The 22,452-nt window shown below is 72.5% G+C and carries 18 protein-coding genes; 7 read left to right on the forward strand and 11 right to left on the reverse strand.

All coding sequences use genetic code 11. From position 1 onward, the window contains the following. Nucleotides 1-25: 25 nt before the first annotated feature. Nucleotides 26-1,357 (reverse strand): DUF6716 putative glycosyltransferase, encoded by a 1,332-nt coding sequence (locus ACFV5H_RS26385; RefSeq protein WP_385197532.1) that lies wholly within the window; start codon nt 1,355-1,357, stop codon nt 26-28. Nucleotides 1,358-1,555: 198 nt separating this feature from the next. On the opposite strand from ACFV5H_RS26385, the gene ACFV5H_RS26390 reads away from it, so the two are divergent. The 3 genes from ACFV5H_RS26390 to ACFV5H_RS26400 all read left to right on the forward strand — a co-directional run bounded on the left by ACFV5H_RS26390 (nt 1,556) and on the right by ACFV5H_RS26400 (nt 5,267). Beyond that, nucleotides 1,556-2,536 carry a glycosyltransferase family 2 protein gene (locus ACFV5H_RS26390; RefSeq protein ID WP_385197534.1) on the forward strand — a complete coding sequence of 327 codons (981 nt, stop codon included), beginning with the start codon at nt 1,556-1,558 and terminating at the stop codon, nt 2,534-2,536. Then, nucleotides 2,536-3,885 (forward strand): polysialyltransferase family glycosyltransferase, encoded by a 1,350-nt coding sequence (locus ACFV5H_RS26395; RefSeq protein ID WP_385197535.1) that lies wholly within the window; start codon nt 2,536-2,538, stop codon nt 3,883-3,885. Before ACFV5H_RS26390 ends, ACFV5H_RS26395 begins: the two co-directional genes overlap by 1 nt. Before the next feature lie 203 nt (nt 3,886-4,088). Then, nucleotides 4,089-5,267: an acyltransferase family protein gene (locus ACFV5H_RS26400; RefSeq protein ID WP_385197536.1), complete on the forward strand. Its 1,179-nt coding sequence runs from the start codon at nt 4,089-4,091 to the stop codon at nt 5,265-5,267. A gap of 22 nt (nt 5,268-5,289) precedes the next feature. On the opposite strand, the gene ACFV5H_RS26405 is transcribed toward ACFV5H_RS26400, so the two are convergent. Continuing rightward, nucleotides 5,290-6,633: a polysialyltransferase family glycosyltransferase gene (locus ACFV5H_RS26405; RefSeq protein WP_385197538.1), complete on the reverse strand. Its 1,344-nt coding sequence runs from the start codon at nt 6,631-6,633 to the stop codon at nt 5,290-5,292. Further along, nucleotides 6,630-7,616: a glycosyltransferase family 2 protein gene (locus tag ACFV5H_RS26410; protein ID WP_385057287.1), complete on the reverse strand. Its 987-nt coding sequence runs from the start codon at nt 7,614-7,616 to the stop codon at nt 6,630-6,632. Before ACFV5H_RS26410 ends, ACFV5H_RS26405 begins: the two co-directional genes overlap by 4 nt. Nucleotides 7,617-7,851: 235 nt before the next feature. Between ACFV5H_RS26410 and ACFV5H_RS26415 the strand changes: the two genes are divergently transcribed. Together ACFV5H_RS26415 and ACFV5H_RS26420 are read left to right on the forward strand one after the other, a co-directional pair. After that, the gene (locus ACFV5H_RS26415) at nt 7,852-10,524 is read left to right on the forward strand and encodes a glycosyltransferase family 4 protein (RefSeq protein ID WP_385197540.1); all 2,673 of its coding nucleotides are present in this window, start codon (nt 7,852-7,854) and stop codon (nt 10,522-10,524) included. A 130-nt stretch (nt 10,525-10,654) separates the two neighbouring features. Continuing rightward, a complete protein-coding gene (locus tag ACFV5H_RS26420; protein WP_385057283.1) occupies nt 10,655-11,602 on the forward strand; it encodes a class I SAM-dependent methyltransferase in 948 nt (315 codons plus the stop codon). Between the two features lie 294 nt (nt 11,603-11,896). Here the strand turns inward: ACFV5H_RS26420 and ACFV5H_RS26425 are convergent, their stop codons facing one another. Further along, nucleotides 11,897-12,547 (reverse strand): TetR/AcrR family transcriptional regulator C-terminal domain-containing protein, encoded by a 651-nt coding sequence (locus ACFV5H_RS26425; RefSeq protein ID WP_385058521.1) that lies wholly within the window; start codon nt 12,545-12,547, stop codon nt 11,897-11,899. Nucleotides 12,548-12,619: 72 nt separating this feature from the next. On the opposite strand from ACFV5H_RS26425, the gene ACFV5H_RS26430 reads away from it, so the two are divergent. Continuing rightward, entirely contained in the window at nt 12,620-14,023 is a 1,404-nt protein-coding gene (locus ACFV5H_RS26430; RefSeq protein WP_385197541.1) for an FAD-dependent oxidoreductase, read from the forward strand. A 3-nt stretch (nt 14,024-14,026) separates the two neighbouring features. On the opposite strand, the gene leuE is transcribed toward ACFV5H_RS26430, so the two are convergent. Further along, on the reverse strand, nt 14,027-14,677 hold the full coding sequence (gene leuE, locus ACFV5H_RS26435; protein WP_385058525.1) for a leucine efflux protein LeuE: 651 nt from the start codon (nt 14,675-14,677) through the stop codon (nt 14,027-14,029). 64 nt (nt 14,678-14,741) lie between these two features. After that, nucleotides 14,742-16,340, reverse strand: coding sequence for a methylmalonyl-CoA mutase (locus tag ACFV5H_RS26440; RefSeq protein WP_385058527.1), 1,599 nt, complete (start codon nt 16,338-16,340; stop codon nt 14,742-14,744). A 310-nt stretch (nt 16,341-16,650) separates the two neighbouring features. On the opposite strand from ACFV5H_RS26440, the gene ACFV5H_RS26445 reads away from it, so the two are divergent. Beyond that, a complete protein-coding gene (locus ACFV5H_RS26445; protein WP_385197543.1) occupies nt 16,651-17,502 on the forward strand; it encodes a L,D-transpeptidase family protein in 852 nt (283 codons plus the stop codon). 198 nt (nt 17,503-17,700) lie between these two features. Here the strand turns inward: ACFV5H_RS26445 and ACFV5H_RS26450 are convergent, their stop codons facing one another. The 5 genes from ACFV5H_RS26450 to ACFV5H_RS26470 all read right to left on the reverse strand — a co-directional run bounded on the left by ACFV5H_RS26450 (nt 17,701) and on the right by ACFV5H_RS26470 (nt 22,386). Further along, nucleotides 17,701-18,783 (reverse strand): hypothetical protein, encoded by a 1,083-nt coding sequence (locus ACFV5H_RS26450; RefSeq protein WP_385197545.1) that lies wholly within the window; start codon nt 18,781-18,783, stop codon nt 17,701-17,703. Next, on the reverse strand, nt 18,783-19,457 hold the full coding sequence (locus ACFV5H_RS26455) for an RNA polymerase sigma factor (RefSeq protein WP_385058532.1): 675 nt from the start codon (nt 19,455-19,457) through the stop codon (nt 18,783-18,785). The genes ACFV5H_RS26450 and ACFV5H_RS26455 overlap by 1 nt, the downstream gene beginning before the upstream one ends. A 394-nt stretch (nt 19,458-19,851) precedes the next feature. Beyond that, entirely contained in the window at nt 19,852-20,751 is a 900-nt protein-coding gene (locus ACFV5H_RS26460; RefSeq protein ID WP_385197546.1) for a hypothetical protein, read from the reverse strand. A gap of 222 nt (nt 20,752-20,973) precedes the next feature. Continuing rightward, nucleotides 20,974-21,591, reverse strand: a complete 618-nt coding sequence (locus tag ACFV5H_RS26465; protein WP_385197548.1) for an RNA polymerase sigma factor — start codon at nt 21,589-21,591, stop codon at nt 20,974-20,976. A 363-nt stretch (nt 21,592-21,954) separates the two neighbouring features. Continuing rightward, nucleotides 21,955-22,386 carry a hypothetical protein gene (locus ACFV5H_RS26470; RefSeq protein WP_385058536.1) on the reverse strand — a complete coding sequence of 144 codons (432 nt, stop codon included), beginning with the start codon at nt 22,384-22,386 and terminating at the stop codon, nt 21,955-21,957. Nucleotides 22,387-22,452 lie beyond the last annotated feature (66 nt).

The following is a 22,452-nucleotide window of genomic DNA, read 5'->3' on the forward strand; positions in this document are numbered from 1 at the left end:
GCTCCTTGAGCAGGGGTCGGGCCGGTCACAGTTCGCCCATCCGGCGGATCACCGGGGCCACGCGCTGCACTCCGTGCCGGTAGGCGCCGCGCGCCGCCCGGCGCACGATCTGCCGGACCGGTCCGGGCTCCCTGTCGGCGGCGGGCGCGCCGGGCAGCGGGGTGCCGTCCGGGCCGAGGTGGTGGCGGGCGAGGATGCCGGGCAGATAGCCGGGCGCGGTGACGGGCGTGTAGTACGGGGTGAGGGGCGGCAGTCCGGCGGGCCGGCCGAGCAGCCCGGCGATGCGTTCGCGGGCCGCGTCGAAGGCCGTCCCGTACGAGCCGCCCACCGCGACCCCCTGCCGTGCCACCCACTCCGCGTCGGGCTCCGGGCGGTGTCCGGCGTCGAGCTGGTCCCAGGAGGCGAGGCAGCCGGAGCCGACGAAGTGGTGGTTGCCGAGGGCTTCCCGGATGCCGAGGTCGGTGAGGACCACGGTGGGGATGCGGCGGTGCAGCGACTCCAGGGCGGCCGTGGAGCTGACCGTGACGAGGAGGTCGGTCCGGTCGAGGACCTCGCCCATGTGCCCGTACACGAGGCGGAAGTTGGGTGGCAGGTCCTGCCGCTGGGCGAGCTTCTGGTAGGGCAGTTCCTCGATGTGCGTGGTGTGTTCGCCGGGCTTGGAGCGCAGCTTCAGCAGCACCTCGCGCTCGGGGTGCCGGCGGGCGTGCCGCACCAGCCGGTCCAGCAGGTACGTACGGTCCCTGCGGCTGTCCGGGACGGAGGGCTGGGCGGCGAAGACGACCGTGTAGGGCCTGCGCCCTTGCTCCGCAGAGGGGTCGTGTTCGCCCTCGTACGCGGTCCCGCCGAGGAACGGCAGCGCGACCTCGGTCACCGAGGAGGCGTCGGCGCCCACCCCTTCGTACACGGCTCGGAAACGGTCCGCGTCCTGGCGGGAGTTGGCGAGCACCAGGTCGGCGCCGTGGCGCAGCAGCAGGCCGTCGGCGAGCTTCTCGTAGACGACACCGACGTATCCGGTGACGACGACGGGCCGCCGCGGCCGGTCCTCCCAGGCGCGCTTGAGTCCGTGCAGCATCGCCTGCACCCCGCCGCCGACCAGGGCGAGCACGAGGAGGTCGTACGACTCCTCGCGCATCGCGCGCAGGAACTCGACGGCGGTGACCTCGCGGAGCGAGTCCGCGGGGACGCCGACCTCGCCGAGCTGGCGGGCGGTGGGGGTGGCGCGGCCCCGCAGCAGGAATCCGTCGAGGCGGACGTCCCGCGGCGCGACGCGGTTCGCGGTGAGCGCGCCCCATTTCCACCGGGTGTCGGAATCCGCGAGGACCGCGACCCTGAGAGGCTTCGTTGCACTTGCTGGCACGTCGAAGACGCTAGGAATCGATTCCTAGGAACCGCCCAACCCGAACACAACAAACGGTTAACAGCACACCGCCGAATGGCGATTCGAGCCCTTGTCCGGCCGAGGGGAACCGTGGTTCACGAATTCGCCACACGCAGTTCATCCGGTATCCAGTGGGCGGTCGGACCGAATGCCGGGCCGCCGCCTAACGTCGCCCGCGTGCTGAAGCTCTCCGTCATCGTGCCGTTCTACAACGTGCAGCAATACGCCCCGGACACTCTGAGGAGTCTGCGTGCGAACGCGCGCGACGACTTCGAGTTCATACTCGTGGACGACTGTTCGCGGGACGAGACCCCGGAGATCCTCGCGCGCGCGGCGCGTGAGCTGCCGGGTGCGGTGTACGTCAGGCACGAGCACAACGGCGGGCTGGCCACCGCGCGCAACACCGGGATCGACCGGGCGCGCGGCCGGTTCCTGACGTTCCTCGACGGCGACGACTGGCTCGCGCCCGGCTACTACCCGCAACTCGTGGCCGCGGCCGAGCGGTTGGACTGCGACTTCCTGCGGACCGACCACGTCCAGTGCACGGGGCGGGCCCGCAGCATCCACCGCGTCCCGCACGGCCGCCGGGGAGTGGTGATGGCCCCGCGGGAGGCGATCCTGCCCGCCGACCGGACGACCTGCGTCGACTACGCCTACGCGTGGGCCGGTGTCTACCACCGCCGGCTGGTGGACCGGGGGCTGCTGCACTTCACGGACGGGCTGCGCACCGCGGAGGACCGGCCGTGGATCTGGAAGCTGCACCGTGAGGCGGAGTCCTTCGCCGTCGTCGGGCTGCTGGGCGTCCACTACCGCCGGGGCGTCGCCTCGTCGCTCACCCAGATCGGGGACGTGCGGCAACTGGACTTCCTGCGGGCGTTCGACCAGGTGATCGCCGAGACGGCCGCGGACCCGGACGCCGGCACCCTGCTACCGAAGGCCGTGCGCACGTACTGCGCCGTCATGGCCCATCACCTCGGATCGATCGAGAGGTTCGAACCCGCCGTGGCGAGGAAACTGCGTTCCCTGACGTCCGCCGCCCTCAAACGCCTGCCGCAGGCCGTCCTCACGGAGGTCCTGGACTCCATGAACACCCGGCGGGCGACCCCGCTCAGGCGGCTGCGCCGGCGGCCGGCGTCCGGCCGGGCGGTGGCCGTCTGATGTCCCGCACCACGCAGATCTTCTGCGCGTCGACCCTGTACGGAGCCGCCACGCTGGCGGCCGCCCTGGACGCCGGGCTCTTCGAGCCCGCCGACCGGCGCCTGCTGCTGGTCGGCAACGACGCGGCCGTCCCCGAGACCGCCCCCGCCCTCGACGCCATGCCGGGCTTCGCCCGGATCCGGGAGCGTTTCGACGAGGTGCTGTCCTGGAACGGGACCATCGCTCCCTTCCATCCCGGCGGCTGGAGCCCCCGTGCCGACGACGTCCCGATGTGGGAGCGGTACGTACGGCTGCTGTGGGGGCTCGGCGACGACGGGATCCGGCTGGTGGTGCAGTCCGTCCACGCGGACCCGGCGCTCGCCGTGTGCCGGCTGTTCACGGACGCCCCCGTCGACGTCTACGCGGACGGCCTCATGGGCTACGGCCCCACCCCCGGCAAGATCGACCCGTTGGTGGGCACCCGCGTCGACCGGCTGCTGCACCCCGGTCTCGTACCGGGGCTCGCTCCGCTGCTGCTCACGGAGTTCGGCGTGCCGTCCGAGGAGGTCCCGGCCGAGGCGCTGACGAAGGTCCTGGGCGAACTCGCCCAGGACGAGGACGCTCTCGCCGACGTGGCGGACGGGGCCGAGCGGCCGGCGCTGCTGCTGGGCCAGTACCTGTCCGCGCCCGGTCTCCTCACCGGCCACCAGGAGGAGGAGCTGTACCTGCGCATGGTGCGCGGCGCGGTGGCGCTGGGCCACCGCCGGCTGCTCTTCGTACCGCATCCGGCGGCGCCCGCGCGCCGGCCGGGCCGGCTGTCGGAGGAGGCCGAGCGGCTCGGTGCCCGGCTGACCGTGCCGGAGGGTCCCGTCCTGGCCGAGGCGGTGTTCCAGCGGGTGCGTCCCGCCCTCGTCGTCGGCTGTTTCCCGACCGCGCTGTTCACCGCGGCCGGTCTGTACGGCCTTCCGGTCGCGCGGGTGGGCACCGACACGCTGCTGGCCCGGCTCGCGCCCTACCAGAACGGCGATCGTGTACCGCTGACCATCGCGGACGCCCTGTTGCCCGACCTGGAGGACGCGGCGGCGGTGGCCGACCGGCGGACGCCCGCGCCGGAGGGGTCGGCGGACCTGGCCGCCCTGCTCAGGGCCGTGGGCCACACGATGCAGCCCAGGATCCATCCGGAGCTGCGGGCGGATGCCGAGCAGTATCTCTCCCGGCACCTCGACACCCGTACGTGGCGCTACTTCAAGCGCCGCCGCCTGACCTCGCTCGCGCTGCCGGGCGGGGTCCCGGCCCAGTTGTCTTTCCTCCCGCGCAACGCGACCGTCCGGCGCCTCGCCCGACGCGCCCGTGCGCTGACCGGGCGCTGACCGTTCGGCGGCCAGGCCTTCCGCAGGTGCCGTCCCCTCCCCTCCGGGGCGGGGACGGCACCTGCCCGGCCGGACATTCACCGGAAAAAATCTGCCGGATCTCCGGGCGTCGGCGCCGGGCTCCCTTTCGTCCGACAGGGGGCACAGCGTCCCGGTGGTCGACGACCGGAGCACCACCCCACCCTGCCGAGAAGGGCCTCACGATGAAAGCGGCCGACCGGGTTCTGGTCCCGACGATCACGGCGCAGGAGCCGCCACCGTCCACGCGCCCGGGGGACCCCGGCACGTCTCCCCGCCGGCCGGGGGGCGACCGTCTCCGTGCCCTGGACGGCCTGCGGCTGCTGGCCGCGCTGATGGTCTGCCTGTACCACTTCGCGGGCAAGAACGGTGAGGTCGCCGCGTCCTGGGACCAGTCCCCCGGCCGGAAGTTCCCGACGCTGTCGCAGGTGGCGACGTACGGCTCCCTCGGAGTGCAGTTCTTCTTCCTCATCAGCGGCTTCGTGATCTGCATGAGCAGCTGGGGCCGCGGTCCGGGCGACTTCTTCCGTTCCCGGGTGGCCCGCCTGTATCCGGCGTACTGGGTGGCGATCGTCCTGATCACCGCGGCCGGGTGCCTGCTGCCGGTCGTCGTCCACCCGCTGCGGCCGAACGAGATCCTGGTCAATCTGACCATGCTGCAGCAGCCGATGGGGGTGCCCCGGGTGCTGGGCGTGTGCTGGACGCTCTGGGTCGAGGTGCGCTTCTACGCGCTGTTCGCGCTGCTGGTGGTCTGGCGGGGCGTGACCTACCGCAGGGTCATGGTGTTCTGCTGTCTGTGGACGCTGGCCGGCGTCTTCGCGCGGGTGGCCGACCACCCGCTGACCGACGAACTGGTGATGCGGGACCACGCGCCGTACTTCATCGGCGGCCTCGCCCTGTACCTGATCCACCGTTTCGGCGGCAGCCTGCTGCTGTGGGGCATCGTGGGCTTCAGTTTCCTGCTCGGCCAGCGCTACTCGGTCACGGCGCTGTGGCATCCCGGCGCGGAGGGCGACTTCCATCGCGACCCGTACGTCATCCAGGCGATCGTGCTCCTCGCCTTCGCCGCCGTCGCGGCCGTGGCGCTGGGCTGGACCCGCTGGGCGAACTGGCGCTGGCTGACGGTGGCCGGGGCGCTGACGTACCCCTTCTACCTGATCCACGAACACCTGGGCTGGTTCTTCATCCGGGTGCTGTACCGCTACTTCGGGATGGGCCCGTACCTGACGTTCGCCGTCTCGGTGCTGGGGCTGCTGGGCATCGCCTGGCTGATGCACCGGTACGTGGAGAAGCCGTTCGGGCCCCGGCTGAAGCGGGCGCTGGCCGTGCGGCCCGACGGCCTCGGGAAGGGCGGGGCGGCGTAGGCCGCCCCGCCCCCGGGCCCCGTCACTTCTGCCGTGCGGCCGACCGCATCCGCCGTACCGCGCGGCGCACGGCCGGATGGCGGCGCAGCGCCTCCGCGCGGACCGGGCTGCCGCCCGGCAGGCGCAGGCTGGTGAGACGGCGGCGCTGGAAGTACTTCCGGTGCGTGGCGAGGTGGGCGGCGAGCCACGCCACCGCCTCCTCCCGCGACCCGTGGTACTTGCGGGACTGCATGCAGTACCCGACGGTCCGCACCAGCGGCGCCAGTTCCCCGGCGAGCGCGTCCAGTTCGAGCGGCCGGCCGAGCTCCGCGTGCTCCGCGTCGGGCAGGGCCGCGTCGATGATGGTGAGCGGGACGCGGTTGCTGTTCTCGTACGGAGTGATCCGTTCCAGCAGCAGCTCCGTGCCGACGCGCGCGACGGGGATGCCGTAGAAGGCGGCGGCCGTCATCAGCGCCGTGGAGAAGCAGCCGATGACGATCTTCGGCCTCAGGTACGCGAAGACGGTCTCGGCGAGCACGGGCTCGGTCAGCGCGGTCAGCCGTACGCCCAGTTCGGCGGCGGCCGTCTCCAGCGACGTGCTGTACACGGCGGGTGCGCTGGGGTGCGGTTTGAACAGCACGTGTTCGTGTCCGGCGCGGGCGGCGGCCCGCAGCATCCGGACGTGCAGCCGTTCCTCCTCGTCCTGGGTGATCAGGTCGATGGCGGAGAGGTACTGGCCGATGAGTACGGCGGTGGGGCGGTCGTCCGCGGTGAGGCGCCGGGCGAGGAGGTCCGCGCCGGCCTCGCCGATCCCGGCCAGCACCTCGACCATGGCCTCGCCTGGCACGGCCTCGGGTTCCACTCCGTACTCGGACAGCAGCATCGGCCGCAGTCCGGGCACCAGGTCGAGGTGGAGGACCCGGGCGATGCGGCTGCTCAGTTCGTGCGGGAGGCGGTTGCGGGTGGGGCCGTAGCTCATCAGGCCGTCCGCGTAGACGTGGACGGGGCTGTCCGCGAAGATCTCCGCGACCGCGCGGGAGGGGTTGGCCTGGATGGACTCGCAGGCGATCTCGACCGGCTCGTCGCCCAGGTCCCAGGCGAGGCGTACGGCCTTCTCCCACAGCTGGACGTCCTGGTCGCGGGGCGACCAGCCGGCCGGGTGGTGCGGGGCGATGAACTCGTTCCAGGAGCGCACCTCGTCGAACTCCGGGCGGAGCGTCTCGAAGCCGGCCATCCGGTCCAGCGGGGTGCCGACCTCGGGGACGGCGGCGGTGTTGCTGACCACGAGGATGCGGCGGTGTTCGCGCGGGCCGAACAGGCCGGCGCGGATCGCGGCGGTGACGGTCGCGGCCGCGTACTGCGTGGCCGAGAAGAAGATCTGGATCATGCCGCGACTCCCTTCATGCCCCCGCGCAGCCGGCGCAGCAGGTGCACGCGTTCGGCGCCCATGCCGATCAGGGCGTCGTTCAGTTCCGTCTCCGTCATCCGGCCCAGCGCCTCGGCGCCGAGCCGCTTCAGTCTGGTGGCCACGTCACGCTCGAAGCGTGCGCGGTCAAGCAGTTGGTGGGCGATGACGACGCAGTAGTCGCGCAGCGCCTTGGCGCGCAGCCGGCTTTCGTCCCGGTCGCCGGCGAGTTCGGCGAGGACCAGGTCGAAGGAGCGGAAGAAGTCGAGCTGGCGCGCGTCGCCGATCTGGGTCAGTGAGGTCGTCACGCCCCGGCGGTAGAAGACGCCGCGCAGACTGGCCACGGCGTAGGAGTCGGCCTCGCGGTGCAGGCCCCAGATCCAGGGGCGGTCCTCGGCGGTGCGCAGCCCGTCGTGGAAGCGCAGCAGCCCGCGGTCGAGCAGGCGCCGGTGGTAGACGCCCGCCCAGGCGTACGGATAGTCGACCATGGTCGTGGCGTCGACGGGGAGGATGGAGGTCCGCGGGTCGAGCGGGGTGTGACGGCGGCCCTCCGGTGCCCGTCGGACGGTCCGTTCGATGCCGGTGACCTGGACGTGGTCGGTGCGCACGAAGTCGACGTCGAGGCGTTCGATGGCGTCCACCAGGCTGCTCAGGTAGCCCGGGGCCAGCCAGTCGTCACCGTCGAGGAAGGTGAGGTAGCGGCCCTCCGCGAGGTCGATGCCGGTGTTGCGCGCGGTGGCCAGTCCGCCGTTGTGCTCGTGCCGTACGACCCTGCTGTTCGGCAGGCGGCCGGTCAGTTCCAGCAGCGCCTCGTAGGTCTCGTCCCGGGTCGACCGGTCCTCGACGAACACGAACTCGAAATCGTCCCGGGCGTTGTTGACGAGGCTGGTCACGGTGGACGGGAGGTACGCCTCGATGTTGAAACAGGGGACGATCACGGACAGTTTCGGGGGACTCTTGGTCACGCTGCACCTGAGTTCTCTCAACGGGGTTCCCGTGAACCTAGGAGACGCCCGAACCCGGATGGCGACACTTTCGCGTCCATGAGGTGAACGAGGAGTTAATTGCTCGGCTTCACCTTGCATTTGTTTTCCCTTAACCCACTGGTCGTCACTCCTCGTGCAATGATCCCCTTCAGGTTTTTCATCACATAATCACATCTCCATGTGTCACGGACCCTGTGGACTGGGCTGGTTGTCTATGCGTATCGCTGTCTTCGTCGAAAACCGCAACGGTGTCGGTCTGACCTCGCGGATCCTGGGCGCCCCGGGCGCCGGGGAGCACACCTTCCTGCCGGTCACCGCCGACCTCGACGGGGACGTGGGGCGATGGATCGACGAGGAGGCCTCCCGGCTCGGCGACCGGCGGGTCCGCAATCTGTTCCGGGAGGGGGAGGCCCTCACGCACGCGCAGTTCCTCGAGGAGACGGGCCCCCGGATCTCCGAGTTCGCGCGGAGCGAGTCCGTCGACCGGCTGATCCTCTTCAACGACCGGTCACAGCGCGGCAGCAGGGTCGCCGACGCCCTCACCGGGACGCTGCCGGTGGTCCTCGTCCAGGACGGCCACCTCGACTTCCACTACAAGAAGCTCGGCCCCGGCCTGCGCGACCAGAACTGGTACTACGGCTCCTCCGGCCCCGCCGCCGTGTGCGTGTGGGGCCCGGCCACCGCCCACCACCTGCTGTACCGCACACCGGACGCGGACCCGGTCGTCCACATCACCGGCGCGCTCGGGCACAGCGACGACCCGGACCTGGTGCGCGCCGCCCACCAGCCCGCGCCGCCCACGGCACGCCCCTCCCGGGAACCCCTGCGGATCGTCTTCCTCGACCAGCCCCTGGGCGACCAGCGCAAACTGCCGGCCAACCAGCACCGCGAGTACCTCCGGACGGCCTGCGAGGCGCTCGCCGAGTTCGGCGAGGTATCCGTCAAACCGCACCCCTCGACCCTCTCCGGGCACCTGGACTGGCTGGGCACCCTGCCGGGGATCACCGTCCTGGACGAGTCGACGCTCGTGGACGCGGCCGGACTGGAAGCCTTCGACCTGGCCGTCACCTTCTTCTCCACGACCTATCTGCAGACCCTGCGGGCCGGCGTCCCGCTGGTGCTGTTCAGCCCGCCGCCGCTGAACATCGTCTTCCCCGCCGTCAACCACGCGCTGCTGCGCAACGTCGGCAGCGTCGGGGAACTCGCGGACGTCGCGGGCCAGTTGCACCGTACGGGCAAGTTCGCCGGCAACAACACCGGCGAGCCGCTGACCCACTTCCTCTCCTTCCACGACGACGTGGCCGAGCGGATCCTGACGGTGGTCGAGGAGGCGGAGGTACGCGCACCGCGCACCGCCCCCGGGCCCGGCGAAACGTCCCTCTCCCCCGCCGGAACCCGCGCCGAGCGCGCCCTGCAGGCCGTACGGGACCAGCAGACACCCCCCCGCTCGATGGCCGTCGTCGGCCTCGGCTTCGGTTACACCACCGGCGTGGCGATCCCCGTCCTGACCTACACGCAGGCCCTGCTCGCCCAGTCGCCCGTGGACGTCCGCTACCTCGACCTGAGCGCCTACTGCCGTACCGAGGACGTCCTCGACGCGCTCGGGGACACCGATGTCGTGCTCGTCAACAGCCTCGCCCCGCTGTGGCGCTCCGCCCTCGGCAACGAACTGGTCGACGAACTGGTGTCCGCCGGCCGGAAGGTCTTCCTCTACGCCCACGAGACCGAGCACGTCATGGCCTACGAGGCGGAGCACCACACCCTGCGCCACAAGGAGATGCTCCGGCTCCTGCCCCGGGTGCGCGTGCTGTGCGTGTCCTCGGCCCAGGCCGACATGTTCCGCGGGCTCGGGGTGGCCGCCCCCGTCGTCGTCTACAACACCGTCCCGCAGGACAGCCACCGGGTCCGGGCCCGGCCCACGCCGGGCGGGCAGCCGCGGATCGTGATGGTCGGCTCGATGCAGGACCGCAAGGGCCTGGACCTCTTCTCGCGGGTCGCGGAACTCGCCCACGCCAAGGGGCTGCCGTGGCGGTTCGCGTGGATCGGCCACCGCACCCCGCGGATCGCCTCCTCGACCCTGGTCTCCGACCGGGTGACCTGGATGGGGGCGCTGTCGCGGACCCGGGTACGGGAGGAACTCGCCGCGTCGGACGTCTTCTTCCTCTCCTCCGTCGACGACCCGATGCCGCTGTCGGTGGTCGAGGCGGTCCAGCAGCGGCTGCGGGTGATCACCTACGGGCGGGTGGGGTCCCGCGAGGTGCTCGACGGGGTCCCGGGCTACCGGTCGTTCGCCGAGTACACCCCGCAGGCCGCGTTCGACGCCCTGCGGTCGGTGCTCGCCGAGCAGGTCTCGGAGGACGACTACCGGGAGGTCGAGGAGCTGTTCGACATCCCCGCGTTCACCGCGCGGATGACGACCGCGCTGGGGCTGCCCGGACCCGGGCCCGCGCGGTACCCGCTGTCCGCCTCGTCCGCGGAGAGCGAGGAGAGCGAGGAGACGGCGGACGGCGACGGTCCCGAGAACCCGCGGGCGGTGATCCCGCAGCAGCTCCGGCACCTCAACGAGGACTTCAAGCGTCACGTCGGCGCGGGCAACGTCGAGGACGCCCTGCGCGTGGGGACCGAGATCCTGCGCCGCCGGCAGCCGGTGGACGTGCTGATCGGCATGGCCGAGCTGCGCGCCGCCCGGGGCCAGGCCAAGGAGGCGTGCCGGCTGCTGGCCGCCGCGGCCGTCGTCGGTGGCGACCGGGGCAGGGTGTGGTCGGAGATCTCCCGCGTGGCGGCCCTGCTCGGCCCGCGCGGACGGGCCATCCGGCAGCTGGCCCGCAAGGAATCGGTCCGGGCGCAGGTGACCCACCACTCGGCGCGACTGCGCAAGGGGGACTGAGCCGGGGCGGCCGGCCCGGGACAGCACCGGTCCGGGCCGGCCGCTCCCCCGCAGACGTCAGCCTCCGACCGGCATTCCCCCGTGTTCCCGGTACTGCATCAACTCCATGACGGATTGAGGTCTTGGGTCCATGAACAGCCGCTCACTCCTCCGCAGTTCGGTCTCCCGGCGTCTGCTGCGCCCGGTCGCCGACGTCATCGACCAGCGCATCGAGCGGCGGGTCCGCTCCGAGGTCCGGCGCACGGCCGACCGGCAGGCGCCGGACCTCTCGAAGACCGAGCAGCTCGCACGCGACGTCGAGTTGCTCCGGCACCGCCAGCTCACCTTCGAGCTGCTCCTCGGTCCCCGCGGGCGGGGCATCTCCCGCATCGTGTCCCAGGGCCCCCTGCAGCAGTTGCACGCCGAGGTCACGGCCCTGTCCGGTGACCGTGACGCGGCCGTGCGCAACGTCGCCACCGCCTTCCGGCTGCTCGTCTCCCTGGAGTCGCTGGGCGTGGGCCGGATCGCGGGCGGCACCATGAACATTTGCGGCAAGCTCGGGACGGTCCCGCTGCTCGGTCCGCCGAACGACGACATCCTGGAGATCGGCACGCTGTACGGGCTGTTCTCCGCCGGGCTGGTCCGCATGATGGAACGCGACGGCCGCAGCCCGAGCCTGACCATCGTCGACCCCTTCGCCGGCGTACAGCTCCAGCCCGGCACCGCCCAGCGCCCGGACCCCAGCGGGTCACCGGTCGACGAGCACGCCGTACGCACCAACCTCGCCCTCGCCGGCCCGGCGGGTACGGCGGCACGGATCCAGCGGGGCTTCTCCGAGGACCCCGAGACCCGGGCGGCCGTCTCGGACCGGCGCTACGGCGTGATCGTCATCGACGGCGACCACTCGGCCAAGGGCGTCGCCCAGGACCTGGAGTGGGCCGAGCAGATCGCCGCGCCCGGCGCGGTCGTCGTCCTGGACGACTACGGCGACCCCAACTGGCAGGGCGTCAAGGAGGCCCTGGACGCCCACCTGAAGGGCGGGACCCGCTTCACGTTCCTGGGCAAGGCCGCCCACTCGGCCTACCTGCGGGCCTCCTGAGCGACGGCCCGGCACGGCCACGGCTCCTCCGCCCCGTGCCGGGCCGCGCCGCCGTCCGCGCCGACGTGCGGGATCCGGTCCAGGGGCCGAGGAAACGGACCCGTCGGGCCGGAGCCGCCGGCACGGAAGCCGCCGGCATGCGTCGGCGTGGCGGACGCCCGCACCGCGTCGGCGGAGACGCCCGCCCGGGAGCTCACGGCCTTCGGACGCAGGCGCACGGCGGGCCGTCACCGGGGTGCTCCGGTACCGCGCGGGGCGCGCGGCGGACCCCGGTGGTGACGGGTCCGGGCGGCGTCAGCGCCCCCGGAGGGTGAGTGCGATGCCTTCGACGACCGCGCCGAGCCCCGCCTCGAAACCGGCCCGGTGGTCCTGGAACATCTCGTACCCGGCCTGTGCGGCGAGCGGCTGGGCGGCCAGGCGCTCCCCGCGGGCGTCCAGGTCGTAGCCGTCGGACCCGGTGGCGGGGTCGGGTCCCATCGCCTGCTCCTCGATGACGTATCCGATGGTGTAGCTGTACGCCGTGAACCAGGCGCGGGCGGCGGCGGCCGGGGTGAACCCCGCGTCGGTGAGCACCCGCAGGCCGGCCTCCATCGGCTCGGCGTACGACATGTCGGTGAAGCGGGTGCCCGCGTAGACCTTGGCCCCGTCGCGGTAGCGGAGCAGGTGCTCGCGCAGACCGCCCATCATCAGGCGGAGCGCCTGCCGCCAGTCGCCGGCCGCCAGAGCGGTCAGGTCGGCGGTCATCTGTCGCATCATCTCCGTCGCCATCTCGTCGAGCAGCGCCTGTTTGTCCTTGAAGTGCCAGTAGAGGGCGGGCGCCTTGACGTCCAGCTCTCTGGCGATCACTCGCAGCGTCAGGCCGTCCAGGCCGACCTCGTTCAGCAGTTTCAGCGCCGTGTCGGCGACCCGTCGGCGGTCCAGGGGGGCGCGTCGTTCCGAACTCACGCTTGACAACTTAACACCGTTAGGGACACGCTCACAGGGCAGGCCACTTAACAGCGTTAAGGAGACTTGATCATGAGCGACACCCATGTGCTGATCGTGGGCGCCGGACCGACCGGCCTCACCCTCGGCATCGACCTGGCCCGGCGCGGGATCCCCGCGCTGGTCGTGGAGCGGGCGGACGAGCTGTTCCCCGGCTCGCGCGGCAAGGGGTTCCAGCCGCGCACCATGGAGGTCTTCGACGACCTGGGCGTGCTGGACGCGATCCACGCGGTGGGCGGCGGCTACCCGGTCGGCATGATCTGGCGGAACGGCGAACGGCTCGGCGAACACCACATGTTCGAACCGGCCGAGCCGAGCGAGGACGCGCCGTACAACGAGCCCTGGATGGTCCCGCAGTGGCTCACCCAGCGGATCCTGCTGGAGCGCCTGGAGGAGCTCGGCGGCAAGGTCGCCTTCGGCCGGGAGGTCACCGGCGTGGTCCAGGACCCGGAGGGCGTGATCGCGCACTTCGCCTCCGGCGGGCCGGTGCGCGCCCGGTATCTCGTCGCGGCGGACGGGGGCCGTTCCGTGGTGCGCCGGGCGATGGGCGTCGGCATGACCGGGGAGGAGGTGGATCCGTTCCCCACACTGGTGGCGGACGTGCGGATCACCGGCCTGGACCGGGACAACTGGCACTTCTTCCCCCAGGGCGAGGGACCCGAGGACCTCCTGGCGATCTGCCCGCTGGCCGGGACGGAGGACTTCCAGCTGGTCGCCCGGTTCGCGGAGGGCACGGAGGTGGACCTCTCCCTGGAGGGCGTACGACAGGTCGTCGCCGCCCGCTCGCATCTCGCCGCCGAGGACGTCACGGAGGTCCGCTGGGCCTCGGACTTCCGCCCGCGGGCCGCACTCGCCGACCGGTTCCGGGTGGACCGGGTCTTCCTCGCGGGCGACGCGGCGCACGTGCACTCCCCGGCCGGCGGCCAGGGCCTCAACACCAGCGTCCAGGACGCCTACAACCTGGGCTGGAAGCTGGGCGCGGTCCTGGGCGACGGGGCGGAGGCGGCGCTGCTGGACACGTACGAGGAGGAGCGGCGCCCGATCGCCGCGCAGATGCTGGGTCTGTCCACCAGCATCCACCGGGGTGAGACGCGGCGGGGCGGGGCCACCCGGCAACTGGACCTCGGCTACCCCGCGTCGACGCTCACCGCGGAGACCCGGACGGCACCCGGCCCGGTGCGCGCGGGCGACCGGGCCCCGGACGCCGAGGTGAGCGGCGTACGCCTCTTCGACGCGTTCCGGGGGCCGCACTGGACGCTGCTGGCGCTGGGCACGGACGCCCCCGAGCCGCCCGCCGCCGTACGACTGGTGCACGGCCCGGCGCACGGGACCTACGGGGCGGGACTGTTCCTCGTCCGTCCGGACGGCTATGTGGGCTGGGCCGGGGACACACCGGCCGGGCTCCCGGAGTACCTGGCCCGGTTCGGCGGGCGCTGACCCCTACACGCTCGCCAGCGACAGCTTCGCCGCGAAGCCCAGGAACAGGGCACCGGCCGCCGAGGTCGCCCCCGCCGACAGGCGACGGCGACGGCGGAAGGCCGCGGCGAGCTTCGTGCCGCCGAATATCAGCGCGCTGAGGTAGAGCACGCTGGCGATCTGGGCGAAGGCGCCGAGGACGACGAAGGAGAGCGCCGGGTAGGCGTAGCCGGGGTCGACGAACTGCACGAAGAAGGCGATGAAGAACAGGATCGCCTTGGGGTTGAGGAGACTGACGACCAGGGCCCGGCGGAACGGACGCTCGCCGGGCACGGCGGCGACGGGGGCCTCGGTCACGTCCTCGTCCCGCCGCGTCCGCCACATCCCCCACGCGGCCCGCAGCATCCCGACGGCCAGCCAGGTCAGATATCCGGCGCCCGCGTACTTCACGATCCCGAACAGCACGGCGTTGGCCTGGAGCAGCGAGGCGACCCCGGCGGCCGAGAGCGTCATCAGCACGGTGTCCCCGCACCAGACGCCGGCGGCGGCCGTGTACCCGGAGCGCACACCGCGCCGGGCGGCGACGGAGAGGACGTAGAGGGAGTTGGGGCCGGGCAGCAGGACGATGAGGACCAGTCCTGCCAGGTAGGTGGGGAGATCGATGACGCCGAACATGGGAGGAGTGTCGCACGGGGGTACGACACTCCTCCGAGGGGTCTCAGCCGGCGAGAACGGGCGTTCAGAACGCGTCGCTCGGCACGTAGGTCCCCCAGACCTCCCGCAGCGCGTTGCACACCTCGCCCACCGTCGCCCGTGCCTTCAGCGCGTCCTTCATCGGGTACAGGACGTTGTCCTCGCCCTCCGCCGCCTTCTTCAGGGCCGCCAGCGCCGAGTCGACCGCCTGCTGGTCGCGCTCCGCGCGGAGTTTCGCCAGGCGTTCGGCCTGCTGGGCCTCGATGGCCGGATCGACGCGGAGCGGCTCGTACGGCTCCTCCGCGTCGAGCTGGAAGCGGTTGACGCCGACCACGACGCGCTCGCCGGAGTCGGTCTCCTGGGCGATGCGGTAGGCGCTGCGCTCGATCTCGTTCTTCTGGAAGCCGTGCTCGATGGCGTTGACCGCGCCGCCGAGGTCCTCGACCTTCTGCATCAGCTCCAGCGCCGCCGCCTCGACGTCGTCGGTCATCTTCTCGACGACGTAGGAACCGGCGAACGGGTCGACGGTCGCCGTCACGTCCGTCTCGTAGGCGAGGACCTGCTGCGTACGGAGGGCGAGGCGGGCGCTCTTGTCCGTCGGGAGCGCGATCGCCTCGTCGAAGGAGTTGGTGTGCAGCGACTGCGTGCCGCCGAGCACCGCGCCCAGGCCCTGGACGGCGACGCGGACCAGGTTCACCTCGGGCTGCTGGGCCGTGAGCTGCACGCCCGCCGTCTGCGTGTGGAAGCGCAGCATCAGGGACTTGGGGTTCTTCGCGCCGAACTCCTCCTTCATCACCCGCGCCCAGATCCTGCGGGCCGCGCGGAACTTGGCGACCTCCTCCAGGATCGTCGTACGGGCCACGAAGAAGAAGGACAGGCGCGGGGCGAAGTCGTCCACGTCCATGCCGGCCGCGACCGCCGTGCGGACGTACTCGATGCCGTCCGCGAGGGTGAACGCGATCTCCTGCGCGGGAGAGGCGCCCGCCTCGGCCATGTGGTAGCCGGAGATCGAGATCGTGTTCCACTTCGGGATCTCGGCCCTGCAGTACTTGAAGATGTCGGCGATCAGACGGAGCGAGGGCTTCGGCGGGAAGATGTACGTGCCCCGCGCGATGTACTCCTTCAGCACGTCGTTCTGGATCGTGCCGGTGAGCCTGTCGGCCGCCACGCCCTGCTCCTCGGCGACCAGTTGGTAGAGGAGCAGGAGAAGGGCGGCGGGGGCGTTGATCGTCATCGACGTGGAGACCTTGTCCAGCGGGATGCCGCCGAACAGCACCCGCATGTCGTCCACCGAGTCGATGGCGACGCCCACCTTGCCGACCTCGCCGTGCGCGATCGGGGCGTCGGAGTCGTGGCCCATCTGGGTGGGCAGGTCGAAGGCGACCGACAGGCCCATCGTGCCGTTGGCGATGAGCTGCTTGTAGCGGGCGTTGGACTCCGTCGCCGTGCCGAAACCGGCGTACTGGCGCATCGTCCAGGGCCGGCCCGTGTACATCGTCGGGTACACGCCCCGGGTGAAGGGGTACGTACCCGGCTCGCCCAGCTTCCCGGCCGGGTCCCAGCCCTCGAGAGCCTCCGGCCCGTAGACCGGTTCGATGGGCAGACCACTCTCGGTGGACCGGGCACTGCCCGACTCGCGCGCCATGGTGTGATGCCTCCCGCTGAGCAGCGTTGCTCGATTCGCTCGCCCGGTACCCGTCAGTTGCTCGTCAGCACAGGCCGACCCTTCGACGGACTGTAGCGGTGCGCGTACGGCCCGGTGGAGGGGCGCACGCTGGGACCTTCCTCACAGCCTCGGTGGGACCCCGCTCACAGCACCACCTCGGCGGTCGTCTTCCGGTCACTCACCACCATGCCCCCTTGTTCGCCGGCGGTCATGTCCGGGGAACATCTCGGATGACGGCCGGGCGCGGCCGGTGAGACGACGGGGGGCCGGTGTGCGTAGTACTACGGGCATGGGGAGGAAGGGAATCGCGGCCGTCGCGGCGCTGACGGCCCTGGCCGCGCTGGCGGGCGGTGCGGCCGGCTGCACGGTGCGGCCCGCCGGGGCGGACGGGGAGCACAGGTCGCCGGTGCGGACAGAGGCGCCGGGCCGGACGCCGTCCACGCCGTCGTCACCGTCACGGACTCCGGACGGCGACGGCGACGGCGACGGCGAGAAGTCCTCCCCGGCACCGCGCGTGCTGTGGTCCCCCGGTGACTCCGGGCGCGACATACGCGAACTCCAGGCCCGGCTGCGGCAGGTCGCCTGGATCTTCCACGGGCCGACGGGGACGTACGACGACCTGACGGCGGAGGCGGTCCGGGGCTTCCAGGGCAAGCGCGGACTGCCGGGGACCGGGGTGACCGACTCCGTCACCTGGCAGCGGCTGCTCGGCATGACGCACGAGCCGGGCAGGTGGGAGCTGTATCTGATGGGCGGCCAGCCGGCCGACGCGCCCGACGCGCGCTGCCGGACCGGCCGGGTGCTGTGCATCAGCAAGACCAGCCGCACCCTGCGCTGGATGATCGACGGGCGGACGGTGTCGACGATGCCGGTGCGCTTCGGTTCCGAGTACACGCCGACCCGTGAGGGTGTCTTCCACGTCTACTGGAAGTCCCGGCACCATGTGTCCACGCTCTACGACTCGCCCATGCCGTACGCCATGTTCTTCAGCGGCGGCCAGGCCGTGCACTTCTCGGCCGACTTCGCCGCGCGGGGATACGCCGGCGCCTCGCACGGCTGCGTCAACGTACGGGACGAGGCGGCGATCGCACAGCTGTACGGGCAGGTGCGGAACGGCGACAAGGTCGTCGTGCACTGGTGAAAGGGCGCGGGCGGGACCGGGGGAACGTGTCCCGCCCGCGCCGGGGTGCACGAGCCGTGGGTACGGGGGGAACCCCGGCTCCGTGCGACAGCCGATGACCAGTCGGCTCACTCATTACTGCGTCACGAGGGCCGAAAGTGTCACACCTGCCGGGGAGGAAAGTTCAGCGGTCAACAAAAAGGCAGGTCAGGGGCGGTGTCACGGGTTCTTCTTGCCGCTGTTTCCACCGTTGCCGTTGTTTCCACCGTTGCCGTTGTTGCCGCTGTTGCCGTTGTCGCCCTTCTTGGCGGTGTTGCCGCCGTTGCCGTTGCCGGCACCGTTGCCCTGACCTTGTCCCTGGCCCTGGCCATTGCTCTGACCGTTGGCCTTCCCGTGGCCGTTTCCGTTCCCGTTCCCGTTCCCGTTCCCGCTGTGGACTCCCCCGTCGGCACCGCTCGTACCGGACGCACCGGAGGCGTCCGACGCGGACAGCACGTCCTCGCAGTACGTGCCGACGCGGGAGGAGCCGCCCGCCGCGTCCTCGAGGAGGTGCTCGTGCTCGCCGTTCAGCGCCTCGCCGTCGCGCCACGCGCGACAGGCCGCGGCGATCTGCTTCCCGCCGCGTCCGGAACGGACCGCGCCGTCACCGGTGTCCGCACCGGGCTTCCCCGGCGCACGGGACCCGTCGGCGTCCCCGGCGGCACCCACACCGTCCTCGGCCGTACCGGCGGCGTTCCCGGGACGCCGGCCCTCGGGCGTGACTCCGCCCGGTGCGGCACCCTCCGGCGGAGGGGACGCCAGGGGGCGTCCGGGATGCGTGCCGGTGGCCGTGACGGAGGCGGCCGGGTCGGACCGGGAGCCGTCGGGCGGGGAGAGGACTCCGGTTCCGGCCAGGACCGCGACCCCGCCGGCCATGCCGGCGACCAGCGCGGCGGCCAGCCCCAGGCTCAGGGGACGCCCCCGCCGGGATCCGTCCGCGGTTCCGGAACGATCACCGCGCGGGACGCCGATACGGATCGCTCCGATGTCGCAGGGCCGCGTTCCGGCCGGCCGGACCTCACCGCGGGCCGCCTCGGACCGCCCCTCCCGTTCCTCGCGCACCTTGCGGAAGGCGGCCAGGGCGGCCGCCTCTCCGGGAAGCTCCCCGTCGTCCGACGGGGGTGGCGCGGAGAGCGCGCGCAGGGTTGCGACGAGCCGTCCGGCCTGGTCACGGGCGGCGGGATCGGCAGTTTCCAGGGGCTCTCCGCTCAGTAAGCGCTCCGCGGTCCCGCGGTCCAGCCACCTGTGCTGCTCATCGGCCATCACATGTCCTTCTGTGTCCGCGTTCGCATCTGCGTCACACTCGCGGACGTCACCGTACGACGGCGGGGCTCTCTCTGGGGAGGAAGGGCGTCGAGCACCCCTGCGGACTCCGGTCGGGCCTCCGGATCGCCGCCGAGCAGCTCGGCCAGACGTCTCAGACCCCGGTGCGCGGCCGTCCGTACGGCCCCCGGTCGTTTGCCCAGTGTCTCGGCGGCGGACTTGGCGTCGAGACCCACGACCACGCGCAGCACGACGGCCTCGGCCTGGTCCTGCGGCAGCCGGGATATGAGGGAGAACGCGCCGTCGGTGGCCAGTGCCTCGATGGCCTCGCCGGCGGTGTCGGACTCGGCGGCCCGCCCGGTGAGCTCGGTCTCGTCGCCGCCGATCGCGGGGCGGCGTCCGCGCATACGTATGTGGTCCAGCGCGCGGTTGCGGGCGATACGGGCGGCCCAGCCGCGGAACCGGTCCGCGTCGCCGGTGAAGCGCTCCAGGTCACGGGCGATCTGCAGCCACGCCTCGGACGTCACGTCCTCGGCGTCGGACTCGCCGACCAATGTCCGTACGTATCCCAGCAGCCGCGGGTGCACGACGCGGTACACAGTCCGGAACGCGGTCTCGTCCCCGTCCTGTGCCGCACGCACCGCGGCGGTCAGCTCCGCGTCGTCCCCCAGCACACGCGCACCCTCTTTGCGCCTAAACCGGCGCCGCTTTCGCGGACCGGGTTCTCGCCGTCGTGGTTACTCAATTGATGGTTGCGATTTCCGGCCGCGGCGGTTCGTGGTCATGTGTCCGGCGCGGCCTGGCGCGAAAGGCACGTTACGGCCTGAATCCTCTGCCCGTCCATGTCCGTCCAAGATGCAACTAACCCGTGACACGGGGGTGTGACAGAAAACGCACTCATGGCGCTGTAGGAAGTACGGGTCGCCGCGCGGCCCGTGCCGCGCGACGGCCGGGGCCTCTCCTGTGGGGGGTGGCGGCTCCGGCCGTTGCCCCGGCGGCAGCGGCGCGAGCGCGCCGAGGTGCGCGGATTCTGTGTTTTCCCTGGTCCCAGGGGTCACCTGGGGTGCGTCACGGGCGCTTGGCGTCCGAGTTCCCGGGCTTCCCCGTGCTGGTGCCCGCACTGCCGCCCGAGCCGTTGCCCGCAGTTCCGGAGCCGTTGCCCGAGCCGTTGTCCGCGCCGCGCGTGGCGTTGTCGCTCGCGTTGCCCGAGGAGCTGTTTCCGGACCGGTCGGCCGAATTGTTGTCATTCTTCTCCGGCGCCCCGGTGTTGACGGACGGCGTCCCGGCCCCGGTCCCCGACAACTGCCCGGCGCAGTAGGCGTCGACGTTCGCCGCGCCGCCGGCCGCCTGTGTCAGCCGTTTCCAGGCCGCCGAGTCCAGCGCCTTGCCACTCCCCCGCACCTGCTCGTAGGCGCGGCAGTGGGCCTCGGTGTCCCGGGCGGTCCCCGGACGGTCCGGGTCCGGGACCGTCCGGTCACGGCCGGCGCCCGGGTCGGCGCCCGGGTCGGCCGCGCCGCCGGTGGACGGGCCGGTGGTGCCGGGCGACGGGGCGTGGGTGCCCTTGCCGTCCTCCGCCGGGCCGTCCGTGGACGAGCCCGCCGCGCCGATGCCGGCGACCGCGACCCCGCTCAGGGTGAGACCGGCGACCAGCACGGAGAGCGTGGCCTTCAGCGAGTGGCGGCCGAACCGGGTCCGGCGGGTCCGCCAGTCGTCCCGGCGCCGGGTGCGCGTACCGTGCGCCCCCGACTCCCGGGCGGCCAGGAACGCGGCGACGGCCCGCTGCTCGGCCCCGGCGTCCACGCCGCGGCGGATCAGCGCGGCGGCGAGCAGCGCCTCCAGGTCGGCGGCGTCGACGACCCGGCGCCCGCCCGTGACGGAATCCGGACCGCCGGACCCGGGCGGCGCGCCCCTCTCAGGGTGCACACGCCGACGGCCGGCCGGCCCGCCGTCGTTCTGCCGTTCACCCATGCCCGTTCCCGTTCCTGCTCGTTCCGCTTGATAACCGTGCCCGGCCCGCCACGCCCGTGCGGACCGGCCGCACAAGCGGTACCGCCCGGACCGACGGATACGTTCCGCATGTCCGGCCTGTTCAGCCGGTGGCCCTCGGGGGCCGTCGTGGGCCGCCGGGTGCGGCCGGCCCGGGCCGGACGCCGTCGCGCCGCCCGCCGTGTCCGCCGTCCCGGCCGACGTTCATGTCGACTCACCCAGCGTCCGCGAGGCCTCATCCGTCACACTCTCGACGCCGAGCTGCTTCGCCAGCCGTTTCAGCCCCCGGTACGCGGCCGTCCGTACCGCGCCCGGCCGCTTGCCGAGGACGCGGGCGGCGGCGGGGCCGTCGAGGCCGACGACCACCCGCAGCAGCACGGCCTCGGCCTGGTCGCGCGGCAGCCCGCCGACCAGTTCGAGGGCGTACTCGGTGGACATGGCCTCCATGGCCTGGTCGTAGGTGCTGTGCGGTCCGGGCAGGTCCAGGACGTCCTGTTCCAGCGTGGCGGGCCGGGGCCGTACCCGCTGCCGGCGCAGGTGGTCCAGCGCCCGGTGCCGGGCTATGGTCGCGGTCCAGCCCCGGAACCCGGCCCCGTCGCCCTTGAACCTCCCCAGGTCGCGGGCTATCTCCAGCCAGGCGTCCGACATCACGTCCTCGGCGTCGTCCCCGACGAGCCCGCGCACATAGGCGAGCAGACCGGGCTGTACGAGCCGGTAGGCCACGGCGAAGGCGGCCTCGTCGCCCTTCTGGGCCCGCGCGACGGCCGCGCCCAGTTCCCCGTCGTACGCCTGTGCGCGGCGGGGTTCCCCTCCGTGGCCCAAGAACCGTCCTCGTCCGTACCGAGCGCGTAGCGCACCACTATCGCTTGGCGTGAGCACGTCCGGCAGCGCCCACACCCCCACGGTCATCAGCGTCCGGCGCCACGAAAGTGTCACAGCTCGTCACACGCCTCGTGCGGCACACGCGAGCGCGCCGGTCCGCCCCCGGTCCCGCCGTCGAGGAACGGCGGGGCCGCCCGGACAGGTGCCCTCCCGGCCGTACGGCCGGGCGTTGGCGACACAGCCCTTCAGCCCCTTGATCTGCCGCATCGTCGCGGGGCCGGGCGTCCGGGCCCGGGCAGGTCCCGTGGCCGTGTCCGCCGCGGTGGCCGGCCTCGTGACTGACGATTTTTCCTGTGCCGACGGTCAGGCGGCGGTCCTCCGGGCCCGCCCGTGCAGCACCAGGTAGAAGGTCCCCAGCGATTCCTGCGGGCCGCCCGCCTCGAACCGGTTGTGCACCTTGCCGACCGGATTCCAGATCCGGCCGTCGGGCATCCGGACCCCGACCGGCTGCCCGAAGTACGCGCGCTGCCGCTCGTCGAGGTCCACCCACACCCCGCCCGCGCGGCGCACGAGCACCTCTCCGACGTAGGCGCCGAGGCCGAACAGCGTGTCGTGCGCCCGCTCGCGGTCCGCCCCGCCCTTGCGGAGCCCGTCGACCAGGGCGTCGACCAGGCGCAGGCTGGCCACGGAGTAGTCCAGCGGAAGCCGGCCGCGGGCGGTCGCGCGGGCGACGAAGGCCGCCGCGTACGGCCGCATCCGTCCCGCACCCGGTATCCACTCGTCCGCCGCCTCCATACGACACCGCCCCTCAACTCGCTTCACCGGGGCACTCGTTCGAATTCCCCTGAGAACCAAGCGGCC

This window comes from Streptomyces sp. NPDC059787 (assembly GCF_042732315.1).
Classification (GTDB): Bacteria; Actinomycetota; Actinomycetes; order Streptomycetales; family Streptomycetaceae; genus Streptomyces; species Streptomyces atrovirens.